At 26.0% G+C, this 14178-nt stretch carries 9 protein-coding genes; all 9 read right to left on the bottom strand.

Going from position 1 to position 14178, the window contains the following annotated elements:
• Positions 1-169 precede the first annotated feature (169 nt).
• Positions 170-5482 (bottom strand): hypothetical protein, encoded by a 5313-nt coding sequence (locus IPH62_12670; GenBank protein ID MBK7106128.1) that lies wholly within the window; start codon positions 5480-5482, stop codon positions 170-172.
• On the bottom strand, positions 5479-6231 hold the full coding sequence (locus IPH62_12665; GenBank protein ID MBK7106127.1) for a WecB/TagA/CpsF family glycosyltransferase: 753 nt from the start codon (positions 6229-6231) through the stop codon (positions 5479-5481). Before IPH62_12665 ends, IPH62_12670 begins: the two co-directional genes overlap by 4 nt.
• Positions 6232-6310: 79 nt before the next feature.
• Positions 6311-7381 (bottom strand): glycosyltransferase family 4 protein, encoded by a 1071-nt coding sequence (locus tag IPH62_12660; GenBank protein MBK7106126.1) that lies wholly within the window; start codon positions 7379-7381, stop codon positions 6311-6313.
• A gap of 187 nt (positions 7382-7568) precedes the next feature.
• Positions 7569-8627: a glycosyltransferase family 4 protein gene (locus IPH62_12655; protein ID MBK7106125.1), complete on the bottom strand. Its 1059-nt coding sequence runs from the start codon at positions 8625-8627 to the stop codon at positions 7569-7571.
• 277 nt (positions 8628-8904) lie between these two features.
• Positions 8905-9972, bottom strand: coding sequence for a glycosyltransferase family 4 protein (locus tag IPH62_12650; GenBank protein MBK7106124.1), 1068 nt, complete (start codon positions 9970-9972; stop codon positions 8905-8907).
• Positions 9969-10868, bottom strand: a complete 900-nt coding sequence (locus IPH62_12645; protein MBK7106123.1) for a glycosyltransferase family 2 protein — start codon at positions 10866-10868, stop codon at positions 9969-9971. Before IPH62_12645 ends, IPH62_12650 begins: the two co-directional genes overlap by 4 nt.
• Entirely contained in the window at positions 10855-11817 is a 963-nt protein-coding gene (locus IPH62_12640; GenBank protein ID MBK7106122.1) for a glycosyltransferase, read from the bottom strand. Before IPH62_12640 ends, IPH62_12645 begins: the two co-directional genes overlap by 14 nt.
• Complete coding sequence (glf, locus tag IPH62_12635; GenBank protein ID MBK7106121.1) at positions 11814-12914, bottom strand: UDP-galactopyranose mutase; 1101 nt, start codon at positions 12912-12914, stop codon at positions 11814-11816. The genes IPH62_12640 and glf overlap by 4 nt, the downstream gene beginning before the upstream one ends.
• 24 nt (positions 12915-12938) lie before the next feature.
• Positions 12939-14099 carry an ATP-binding protein gene (locus tag IPH62_12630; GenBank protein MBK7106120.1) on the bottom strand — a complete coding sequence of 387 codons (1161 nt, stop codon included), beginning with the start codon at positions 14097-14099 and terminating at the stop codon, positions 12939-12941.
• Positions 14100-14178: the final 79 nt, after the last annotated feature.

Genomic DNA, 14178 nt, shown 5'->3' with positions numbered 1-14178 from the left:
AGAAATTACAATGCCAAAGTATTAACAATAAACTTCTGAAAAATTATTTTAATAGTACTTGTCATTCCCACGAAAGTGGGAATCCAGAGGAAATTAAGTAGATTCTGTTTGCACGAGAATGACATTTTGAATATCTCAGAAATTTTAACTAATTATCGAAAAATAAATTTTATCTTACAACTGCTAATTTTTGTGTGATGTCTTGTTTTTTGCCGTCAACATCCATAATAACTTTATAAAGGTAAACTCCGTTTCCAATAAGGTCGCCGTCTTCATCTTTTCCATCCCAATAAATTTTATTCATATCAAAATTTAGTTGAGTTCCGGAAAGATTAATTTCTTTAATAAGTCTGCCGGCAACCGTAAATACACGAATTTTAATTTCATCGGGAATTTGCGTAAGCTTAAATGTAAAATACGTTTCATAGCTAAATGGATTTGGGTAATTATAAACTTCCAATAATTTTGCTTCATTCATTACGTTAAAAGTTTTAGTAATTCCTGAAGTCTGATCATCATTACCGGAAGCATCTTTACCAAATATTTTTAGTGTATGTTCACCGTATTCTAAAATTGGATTATACTCAACAGAAACTTTAGGATTTGTTGAAGAATAATTTATTTTAAGAATTTCTGGATTCGAAAAATAACTCACGTATTCATTATTAAGATAAACTGAAATTGATGATGTATCTGTTATTGGAACAAGAGACGGATCATTCAAATCAATTTTTATATTCGGTTTATTTGAAATATATTCACCGTCAAAAATTTCGTTGCCGTCAATAGTCAATGCCAGCGTTGGTTTTGTCGTATCACCAATTACATAAAACGGAATATTGAAATAATTATTATCTTCATACAATTCCATTATTTTATTCTCGCCATTAATAGAAATTGAGAAAGTTTTTATACCATTAAATGAAGAAGTTGGATATGATAAATTAAATTTCTTTCTCTGCTCAGAACCAATAGAATCAATAATAGTTTCAAATATTTTTTCTTTGGAATTATCCGGATTAACAACTTCAACTATTACATTTACGCTATCGGCGGTTGATTCACCGACATTATAAACATAAAATTGCAGATTGGCATTTTCACCTTGCTGGATTGTATCATTTTCCACAGAAACAACTTGATAATTGATTGCCAGTTCTGGAATTCCATCATAATCAACACCTAAAGATTTTAGAACCGGAGATGTGTTATTATCACCAGCTTTAAATTCAGCTAAAATTTTAATGTAAGGATATTTTTTTGCATCGATAAAACTTAAGGATGCTTCACCATTAACAATATTTAACACATCAAGCGTATCTTCAGAATTATCAACTTGGGAAATTAGAATTGGTTTGTAAATAATATTTGAATTATTTGGAAGAGAATCTTGAACAACAAAATTCTTCCAATTTGCTGAGGGACCGATGATATTTGTAATCAATTTTCCAGTAGATTTTTTTTGAACAAAAACAGAATCTATGAAAATCTGTCCATCATATGGTCCTAAAACTTTTTCAATTGCTGTTCCAGGTTCTGCACCTTTATAACTTATAATTGCCCAAGAACCTCTAAATATTAGTGAATCAATTCTTGTACTTCCAAGAGTTTTAATGGCATTTTTTAAATTTGCAGAGAGATTATTTCTAGCATCATCAGCGACACCCATAATAACTAATTTACCATCTTGGATTGAATTTATAAAATCAGCTAATTGCTGTACATTCGTCGGTTGGTTAAAAAGTGTTAACCAAAAAGCAGTATCTAATTCTGTAGAAACCGGATTAAACACAGCAATACCCATTCCAGCAAAAAAAGAATTGCTTAATAAATTTTCACCATTTTTTGCAATAACACATGTAGCACCGGAATTCCATCCAGCAGATAATACTGATAAAGTCGTAGAATCATCAGACAGAAATAAATTGTTAGAAATTTTTAAATCGATAACGTTCTGATTAGAAAAAGTAAAATCATCATTAATTAAAAATTTGGAATCATTATTAAAGAAAAATGATTTTTCAATTCCATACTCAGAATTATTTTCTAACTTGTAACGCATCCAATATCGATTATTATTATTTAAACTTAACGGAATTTCTGTAAGTAAAGTATCAGACAACTGACTTAATAATATTGAGTTTGAGAAATCTGTTTTTTCACTTAATTGAATATCAATTTTAAAACTACTTGAAGAATATGAAGTTGGATTGAGCAATTTTACTGAACCAACTTTCGAGTTTTCATTTGCTGTAGTAAACAAATCTCTTAAATCTTGAGAATAAACATTTACATTTAATTCAGCAGTATTATCATTTTCATAAATTTCATCAATTTCATTTAGAGGATCTAATAACACTGAAATTGAATGCACTCCTGGTTTATTCTTTGTCTGGACAAAATAAATCAATGTATCGCTTTGTTGAACAAATGGAATTGTAAGAATTTTAGAAGTAATAATTTTTCCCGAATAATACTCATCAATTTTAATTTTAAGATTTTCTGAATTTACAGTTCCGAAATTATTTACAACAATTTTTATTTGTGAAGAATCTAAACTTTCAATAAGATTTGAGCTTGTTAAAATATTAGATGAGGAAATATTCAGATTAGGTTTACTGGGAATTTTTATTCTAATAATTGGATCGCCTATTAAAATATTTGTCTGCATAAAGACTTTATTTACTCCAGAGTTCCCATAATTAGTAATTAAATCAATTTTGGATTTTAAATGTGCAGAACCAATTTCATGAAGTGAATCATTAATAATATCGTTATAAAATAAAGTTGGTACATTTGATGCGGTTGATAAAAAACCTAGAGAAGAATTACCAATATAACCCAGAGCTTGACCTTGATTATCTAAAATTGATTTTTCTCCAAAGCAAATAATATCCGGTTCTGCGAATTTATTTGTAGAGCATCCAAAGTCTGTAATGATGGGATTCCTATTATTTTTATTTTCCAATTGTAAAATTGAGTTTATACTATTATCCCAAGTTGCCGTACCACTATGACCTAAATATGAAATAAACACTCCCCCATTATCAATTGCATTTTGAAATTGTTCTGAAGAATATGGACTAAAATCGGATTGAGGATTTACAGTTTTGTAAAAATGCCATGAATTTCCATACAAAGGTGACGTACTTATATATTGATCAATTACTGATTGATTAACCGATTTTAATTGGCTAATCTCAATTTCAGTACTGCCTCCGGTAAAAAATAAATAATCCTTATTCCATTCGTCAAATTTCTGATTAATATTATTTTCAACTTTTGATTGATAATATTCAAGTTCTTCAGCTTTATTAATTGGTATTCTGCCAATTTTAATTTGAGGAATTGCAGAATTACTTTCATCCCAAATGCCATACCAATAATCACCAGTTGGATTTCCGTAAGAAGGAATATAATTTGTACTAAGTGAAACACCAGTACTCTGTTTTATATAATATTTATAATCATAAGTAGCGTCGCCAATTAAAACCAAATAAGAAAATTTTGGAGTTGCCCATTTGTTATATGCATTTATTAGAAATTCTTTTATTGATTCCGGAATTGGATATCCATAACCATACTGATCAAAAATATCATTAACCAAAATTAATTTAGATTTAACACCATAATTTTGTGAGATAAAAGCTATATAATCATTTACTGCAGCATCAAAGTTTTTGTGAGTTATTGCAATATATTCTGCAGTATTAGAGTTTGAACTTAAATCAATAAATTTTTTCTTTAATGTATTTTCTGGCAAAAAAGACTTATCGAATGAAGTTATTGAATATTTATCACCAACATTTACTGTATCAGCAAAGTATATTTTCCCATTTGCAACAGAATAATCCGATATTAATTTCAAAATAGGGAAAGTTCTCAGAATTGTATAATTCATCTTCGTAGCATTTGAAATTTCTAAAACTTTAATTCCCTTTTCAATATTATCTAAAGTGAAATTTAGACTATCATTTTCTAACATTAAAATTTTAGGATATTCAATCTCATACCAATCATATGCTAAGACATTTGGATTTGTACCATTATCAATTAAATCTAATCTTATTGTGTTAGTACCTTCTAATAAATTAGCAGAGTTTAGAACACCATTCATTAAAACCTGGTCAAATCTATTAACGGTTTGCGAATCAACTTTTATATTATTAACAGACATTGTGATTATATGGGAATCTGAAATAATGTTTGAGCCATAGCTGGATAATTTAAAATAAAATTTCGCATCTTTGTCGGCGACCAAATTTGAGCAATTAAAATTAAGACTCACAGATTTTCGCCAACTTGCAAGCCAATTCCAATACCATGTTTTATTTTTATTCCAATTTGGAGTTTGGTTTGATACTTCATCATCATTAGCATTTTGAAACCACGAGTTCTGTTCATAATGAGTTAATGATTGGAAATAATTGATAGTATCAGTGGCATTTAAACTTGAATTTATTTGTTCTGGAATTCTTTTACCAAGCTGATTACCCCAAGTTAAATAGTAATAAGATGTATCAGAATATCTGTTTAAGTATTCATTATAAGAACTATCTGTACTATTTAAAATTCTATTTGAAATCTTTGAATAATTTTTATTACCATAAAAAATGACATAATCACTATCATCAAATACTAAATCAGATTCACCTTTTACAAAAATTGGAATTTCTTCACCATAATTAAATAGTTGAAAAGTAGTTGGATTGACGTCAATAAAACTAATCCCATGATCAATAAAAAATTGTTTGTCGAGTTTATAAATTCCATCATTTATTATGGATAGTTTAAGATAATTTGAATTGAAATTTATCCAACTGTCATTAGAGTTAATTTTAAATTTTTGGTTAGTATTTCTAAATTGTTCTGCAATATCAGAATTGGAAATTATGTTTAATAATTCCTTATCGAATTCTGATTTTATTGCAATCGGATCCGCACTTTTTAACAATGTATTTTGTGGAAAAGAAAATTCAAGTTCATATTCTTCATCATATTGAATAGTATTTGTTTCAGATAAAAATTGATATGAATTTATTTGCACAACTGCGCAGTAAAAATCTCTTATCCAAGTAAAATCAATTATTTCTGCACCAATTTTAATTTCCTTTTTTACATATATATCTGGTATGGATTTATAAATTATTGTAGAATCATTTTGCTTAATTATAGAAGGCTGAATTGCTGGAATTGAATTCGTAACTTCTTTTGTTAACAAAGAAATGTATTTAATTTTTGGTTTTGAATTAAATGGAACTGCAATATAAATAGTTTTTTGAGGAAGTTTAAACTCACCGGCTTTTGATGGATTTGTAAAATTATAGTAATCAATAACAGAAATACTACTCTTATTTTCTTTTTTATAATCAATAGATTTATTGTTTAATCGAATAGCAAATGAATTACTTTTTACAGTTGTATTAGGAAAAAGTAATGTTAAGTTAATTAGAAAAAAAAGTATAAAAAAATATTTTTTCAATTTGATTCCTTTTTCATACTAAATTTAAATTTTATTATTCTAAATATAAATAATGGGATGCCGATTAAGTAACGTTTCCAATATTGTTTGGGATTATAAATTAACCGCACCAACCATTCAATACCGATTTTTCGGAAAATTATCGGAGCTCTTTTATATACTCCAGAAATATAATCGAGACCGCTCCCAACACAAATTATAAATTTTACATTACAGCAATCAAATAAATCTTTTGATACATTTTCTTGAACTGGAGTACCCAAACCAATGAATATCATATCCGGTAAAAATTCATTAATTTGACTTTTGATATAGTTTATATCGTTAAAATTCCTAGAGAAATTACCTACTAAATTCACGTTGGGATAATCCTTCAATAATACACTATTAATTGTACTACATGCTAATTCACTTCCACCCCAAAAAAAAACATCATATTTTTTTTGATCAGCTAAACGGAATAAAAAGGGATATAAGTCAGTGCCAGTTATTTTTTTTTTAAAGCTATTCTTCCCGTATAATATTTTAGCTGCAATAAAAATACCAATTCCATCAAGGTATAAATCAGAAAATGAAATTAGTAATTGGTAAAAACTTTTTCTTTTCAATGCTTCCAATAATATGTAAGGATTTATATTATGGATTAAATATTTCTGCCTTTTTGTTATATTTTCTTCGACTTTCTCAGCTAACTCTTCAAATGTTGAATTAGTAAACTGAAATCCAAGTATATTTATTTTTTCATTCATTTTAGGATTATTTTTATCAAAGTTAAAGTTAATTAAATAACAATTCTAATTTATTTCATTAAAAAAATATTCAAACAAATTATTCAGAAATAAATTGTTGACGATACAAATTCTCAATTTTATTGATATTTTTTTCAGCAGTATAATTTTCAATAACTTTTTTATAAAGGTTCTCACCTAATTTTTGTGCAAAGTCTGCATTTTCTAAAAGGAATTCAATTTTCTTAGCTAAATCTTCTGCATTTTCAGACTCAAATAAAATACCATTTACATTATGTTCAATTATTTCTGGAATTCCATCAACATTACTCCCGATAAACGGGATTTTTAAGTAAGCTGCTTCCAACATTACTAAAGGGAAAGGATCAATACGAGAAGATAAAATAATCATATCAAATATCTGCATGTAATTAAAAATATCTATTTTAGAACCTATTACTCTAATATTAGTCTCAAATTCTTTGCTTTCATTTATAATATAATTTTTATCAGCACCATCCCCGATAAAAATAAAAACAATATCTTGTTTATCCTTAATGATTAGTTTTATTGCATCCAACAGAATATCAATGCCTTTTTCCTCAATATCAAATCTGCCAACATAACCAACAATATAGTACGAAGGCAATATATTAAGCTCCTCAATAATTTCATTTTTATTTCTGGTAACATTTATAACATTTGGATTAATAAAATTATTTATAACAGCTATCCTTTTTTCATCAATTCTAAAATAATCGATTAAATGCTCTTTTATGCTTTCTCCAACTGCAACTAATTTATCAGCTTTGTAACTAAGTATTTTCTTTCCATAAACTTTACTGTGTACTGTAGTTACAACTTCAATTTTAATAATACATTTAAGTGAGCTTGCTAATAAATCGAAATAGCGATGATGGCAATGGATAATACCAATATGATATTTTTTACATAATTGTTTTAACTTAAAAATATTATAAATAATTTTTGAAACTGATATTGGCAAACTTGTGTTAAGATAAATACAGTGATTACTACATTGAAAGGCATCATCAACAAAGTTACTTAAGACATAATGAAAATTTAATTTATCTGCAGCAATTAAATTTTCAATTGCAGTTGTAATGCCGTTTATTTTTGTATAATCTTTAGTTAAATGCAGAATATTCATAAATAACTTTTATAAATAAAAACTATTTTTTTTTGAATGAGTATACGTACTAATGAATTGCTTTCTAGTTATATAAACAGCTCCATTTGTATCAAAAACATTATGTAAAAATTGACGAAATATTTTTATGTAACTATATTTTATGATATTATTATTAATTATATGTATAATGATCATGGTTTTTATCTTATTTAACTTTTTGAAATATGACTTCATAATTTTTCTGAAATTCTTTTTTAGCAACAATTGTTTTCAATTCATTATATATTTTGAATAATTTTTCTTTTTCATCTTCATTTTGCAAAAAATTATTAACTTTCTGAATAATTGTATGAGTTAAAAAATCATTAACAAATAAGGGATATTCTTCAGTTAATAATTCAAGATTTGAAGCAGTCTTATAGCAAATAACTGGTTTATAATTCAAAATAGCCTCTAAAATTACTAATCCAAAGCTTTCATATTGTGATTTTGACGGAAATAGTAAAAAATCAATTTTTTTGAAAAATATAGTTTTATCTAAGTTAGGATAAAAATATTCAATCTTATTATTCAGTATTCTTATTTTTTCCTTATATATTTTTTCTTTTACATCTCCCATTACAACTATTTTTGATTTTTTTGGCTCAAAGTAACTTGCAAATTTTAAAATGTCTTCAATCCCCTTTGAAGATGATATTTGTCCTAAATATCCAAACAAAAGTTGATAATCTGTTCTAGTCGAAGTGATATCAAAAGAGATATAGTTCTGTATAATTTGGATTTCAAACTGAGGGAAAATATAATGAATTTCATCATATGCAGCATGAGAAACTGTTATTAGTTTAGATTGACTAAAAATAAATTTGTATATAAATTTTCTGAACAATGAGATATATTTTGAATTCTTGCAATGTACATTTTTGCAATGTAACGTTATTATTAGTTTTGACCTTGAAATTAAAACAGTATATAGAAGTAAGAATAAACTGCCAGAATGATAATGGAATATAATATTTTGATTTTCTTCCTTTTTTATTTGAATCAAGAAATGAATGTACTTTATTACTCTTATTATTTTATTTGTAATTGTTGAAAATAATAAATTATATCCTAGTTGTAATGCTTGATCTTGTGCACTTCCAATTACCTGATTAAATATTTTATGGTTATAACTTTTAAGAATTTTTGATAAGTGAAGTGCAAAGATAAAAGTACCATCATAAGTTGATGCTCCAACAATATGAATAATTGTCTTTTTAATCATATAGAAATTTATATATCAATTATCTAGCAATAATAACATTTTTAAATAGTAGATAATAATTTAAGATAACTTTTTCCCATGTAAATTCATTTTGAATATTTTTTAATTTAACATTAGGAGTAGATATATTCTCATAGATAAAATTTTATTTTTCACAAGATAAAATATCCGTAGTTTGAAAATGCTTAGTTAATTCAATATGAATAAAAAATTAACCGAATAAATTACTTTTATTAAACCAAGAAGAGATTAGTTATGAAGACTTAGTTTTTTCACTTCATCTGCAACATAAGATCTCTTTATAGAGTGAAACTGTTTTTTCAATCATATCATGTTGATTAAAATATTTTTCGATAATCTCTGTCATATTTTTAACTTTTATTTTATGATTGTCAAAATTTAAAATAGCTTCTTCTAATTTTTGTGTTAGCATTTCAATATTCCCATTTTCAATTATTAAAACTTTGTCACTTGATAAAACTTTATCTAATCCTACAAAATTTGATGTAATTATTAAATTTTCAGCAATTCCAGCTTCAACAATTATAGTTGGAAAACCCTCTGCTATTAATTTGGAAGTAAAAACAAAAATGTTAGTTTCATACATTTTTTTTTGAAAATCACTAATTTTTCCTAAAAATATTATACCTGCATTTAGTTCATTATTTAGTTTTCTTAGTTTAATTTCTTCTTCGCCATCTCCAGCAATATAAAACTCAGCTTTTTGCTTTATTTCATTTGATAAATTTGCAATAGCTTTGATGTATTCATCAAAATATTTTTCTTTTACAAATCTTCCTCCGGTGATTACTTTTAATCTATCAGACCTTATTTTATTTATTTTAATAATTGGGAACCCATGTCTAATTAGAAAAATATCATCTTCTTTTCTAATTTTTCTCTGAATTAAGTATTCTCTAACATGTTCATTCACAACAATTATTTTATCTCCATTAAAATGATTCAATATTCCAATTTCTGGAAGTATTCCATGATTCGTAAAGATAGTTTTTGTTTTACTTAATTTAACAGCTTTTTGTGATAAACTTGCGGCATAATGATGATGTGAATGAATGATATCAATTTTATTCTTTTTAACAAAATGACGAATATTTTTTATTGCAAATATATAACCTTTAATTGAACGTGTTTCATGTCTAATTTTATTGTTTATTACTACATTTATTCCTAAACTTTCAAATTTTTCAATTGCATCGCCCCCACCGCAAATAACGTAATATTCATTTCCTGGGTAATATTTAATTAACCCACCGAGTAAATTGTAGAAGTGTTTACTGACTCCACAAACTGTTAAAAGCTCATTAACTAAAAAGAGGATTTTCATTTTATAATTTTAGAAAACAATGTTTGATTAAAAAAATGATATTTCCTTAATTGCCAAAAATATTTATATGATATTCTATTCGAATTAGTTATTAAAATCTTTTCAGAAAAAACTATTTCCAAAAACTTTCTAAACCACATTTTTCTAATCGACCGCGTCGAATAAAAAAGAATTATCTGAGTTAAGTAAAATATTATAATTGTTCTCGGTAAATATTTTATGATAAACTTAAAATTGTTTCTAAATCCATATTGATCAGCAACTATATTGTAATTTGTTTGATCTTTAAAGAAATGATATGATAAATAATTCTTATTGTAATAAATTTTAAATCCCAAATTATATATATCTGCAGCAACAGGTAATTCATGCTGAAAAATAAAATAATCTTTCGGCATAGGACTTTTACCTAATAAACCATTCTTTAAAAAAAAAGCACAACCTAAAAATATTGGCCAGTAACATTCAGAAATATGATGATTGGGAAGCCAGGATGTTCTAAAATTATCATTATTATCATTTAAATCTATAATATTTAGTGTAATTCCACCTATTAAACTATTTTCTTTTATTTTTTGAACACAATTCCCTAAAGCTGTTTTTTCAGGATAAGCATCATCATCCAAAACTAAAACATATTCTCCTTTTGCAATTTCAAAACCTTTATTCCAACCGGCAATCCCAATATTCTCATTTAATTCAATTAAAATTACATTAGGAAACTCTTGTTTAACCATTTCTTGAGTTCCATCAGAAGAAGCATTATCAACAACAATAACTTCAATGTTTTTATAATCTTGTTCGTAAACTTTTGTTAAAGTAATTTTTAATTGATCTTTTCTATTATAAGAAAGAATATTTACTGTAACTAATTGTGAATTTTCAGATTGATTCATACTTTAAAATATCCAAAAATTTTTTTTTCATTAAATATTCATTTGTCGCACCAAAAGAAAAGTGAAATACAATGCTTTCATTTGTTACATATTGATTGAGGTTGTTTCTGTTGGAAAATTCAAATAAATATTCTTCTTCAACTCCTAAAGCTGATGTATCTATCGATGTTAAAATATTAATAATTTTTTGAATTCTTCTTTGTTGTTCACGTTTTCTAATTTTAGCAATATTTTGATTTAATTCAGTTAATATTTGGTTAATTCTCCATTTTTTAGAGAAATTAGAATCAACTTTCCACCCACCCATCTTCTCCCAAAAATCGTGAGTAAAACTGATTGCCCCAATTGAATATCTATATGGAACGCCAAAATCTTTGATTTGTAAATTATTATTTATAAATCTTTCAGTGGTAATATCAATATTTAATGAATTTTCCCAAATAAAGTTGACTACTTCATTATTCCCCCAAACTGCTGGCTCCATACAACCTTGTATTATGTTTATATTTGGAAATCTTTCGTTGAATTTTTGTACAAGATTCATACTTTCTAAAAATATTTTCCAACCGTATCCATTGACGGGAATAACAACTGAACCAATACTTATGCTACTTTTATTTCTTTCTAAAACATTTACAAATCCATTTGTCCAGTTTTTAGTAACAAAAATATCATCGTCTAATTTAATATAAATTTCTGCTTTGAGTTTTTTAATAATTTCATTTTGTATTATAGAAATCTGATTGAAATTTTGTTCAAACACTCTTATATGAGAATATTTACAAGTATATGCAGAAATGATGTGTTTGACAGAATCAGATCCAAAATTATCAAGAATCCAAAGCTCAAATATATTCCAGTCAGTATATTTAAGTAATCTATTAAGTATGATAGTTAAAAGATGTGGACGATTATTTACAACTAAAAGAATTGGAATCTTTTTTTTCATTTATTTGACTGATTTAAAAATAGATTTAGCGTATTAGCAACCACTTGATCCATATTATAATATTTATATTCTGCCAAACGTCCGGCGAAAATTATATTATTTAGTTTATCAGCTTCATTATTATATTTTTTATAAATAATTTCATTTTCATTATTTGGTATTGGATAAAATGGTTCGCCATCTTTTTGAGAAAACTCTCGGCTAATTGTAGTTAAATTTTTTATTTGTCCGGATAAATGTTTGTGTTCAACAACTCTTGTGAAATCTACCTCTTTCTCAGTATAATTTACTTGAGCAACTTCTTGAAACTTTTCTTCATTAATATTCTCCCATTCAAATCTGATTGATCGATAAGGTAATTTCCCAAATTTATAATCGAAGAAATAATCTACTGGTCCGGTATAAATCATTTTATCAAAAACAATTTCATTTACAATTTTCTTGTAATCTGTATTTAGCAAAATCTCAATATTTTTATTATCTAACATTTTCTCAAACATTTTAGTGTAACCGTCCTTCGGCATAAATTGATATTTGTCTGTAAAATATCTGTCATCATCATTTGTTCTTACCGGAATTCTCCCGCAAACTGTTGAAGATAATTCCGCCGGATCTAAATTCCATTGTTTCTTAGTGTAAAATTTAAAGAACTTTTCGTATAAATCAATACCAACTTGGTTAATAATTATATCTTCCGAATTTTTTATTGGATATCTTTTTTCTTTAATCGAATTATAAAACTCTGCAACTTCTTCATCAGTCGTAAATTTCTTATTATATAATTTATTTATTGTCGTTCTATTTATCGGAATTGGATAAAGTTCATTCTTTAATTTCGCTAAAACTCTATGTTCGTAAAATCTCCATTCTGTAAACTGTGAAAGGTAATCAAAAACTTTTTTGCTATTTGTATGAAAAATATGTGGTCCATATCTATGAACTAAAATTCCATGTTCATCAAATTCATCATAAGCATTTCCGCCAATATGATTTCTTTTTTCAAGAATTAAAACTTTTTTATCTTGCTGGCTTGCAATTCTTTCTGCAAAAACACTTCCAGCAAATCCCGCACCAACAATTAGATAATCATATTTCATAAAAGATTGATTTAGAATAGTTTTTTAATTACTAAAATAAGCTTCAATAAATTTATTATAGAAGACTTTATTAAACCATAATTCAAATGCGGGATCTAAAAATTCATACTTCCCATCTTGGTAATGAATAAAATCATTATTTATTAATATTTCTCTATTCTTTGTAACATTTCGCGGAGTACCAAGTTTATACTTTTGCATAACATTTGCACTCGTTAATTGCTGCTCACATTGTGTAATGGCTTTTAATAAATTAATCTGCGTTTTACTTAGTTGTTCAATATCCTTTTGGTAAAGTGGAGTATTTGCAGATATCAATTCCTCTAATGCTTTTTTTATTTCTACATTCGTTGCAACTTTATCTGTTAAATTCCAAGTATAATGTGATAATTGCTGTACATACCATGAATGATTTTTCATAATTGTTGGAATTTTGTGAGCAATTTGAATTTTAATTAATTTCTTAGAATTTTTAAAACTATCACTAATAAATTTAACCCAATTTTCCGTTGATATTTTTTGCAATAAAATTATATCTCCAAATCTATAAAAAGGACTTGTTGAATTATCAAATATTTCCGTCATCATATGCCGTTTGCTTCCGAATATACAATAAGTAACATGTTTTTGTCTCTGCCAAATAGCTCTCATATTTTTTTCAAGATTTTTATAGTCAGTAAAAGTCGCAAGATTTTGAAATTCATCTAAACCGATAACAAATTTATTTTTTTTCTTAATTGCAATTTGTTCTGCTAAATCAAGGATTTCATTTTTATTTTTTTTTAATTCAGTCCAATTAAAACTTAGAGACAATTCAGAATTTGGATCAGCTCCAAAACTAATTTGGGGGATAAGCTGTTTAAAAAAATCCTTTGAATTTTTAATAAGATCTTCAATTTTAGTAGATGAAGCTTTAATGATTTCTTTTGCAAAAAGTTCTAAAAATTCTTCTTCACTACTTGTTAAAAATAAATCTACAATAATAGTTTTAGTATTTTTATTTTTTTTAAGAATATCTTTAAAAACTTTTTCAACAAGTGAAGATTTTCCCCATCTGCGTGGTGAAATTATTGTAGTATTTATTCCATTTGTTAAATTAGAATAAAGTTTTTTACTTTCTTCATCTCTGTTTGTAAAAGAAATATCTGCAACTACATTTCCATAAATGAACGGTGAATTTTTCATTTTATACCCAATAGTATTATACCACTTAGTATTATACCGAAAAATATAAATTTTTTAACAATATCAAAATTCTTAGATA

The organism is Ignavibacteriota bacterium (genome assembly GCA_016708125.1).
Taxonomy (GTDB): domain Bacteria; phylum Bacteroidota; class Ignavibacteria; order Ignavibacteriales; family Melioribacteraceae.
Note: the sequence above shows the minus strand (reverse complement) of the source record. Positions and strands in the feature narration are given on the sequence as shown.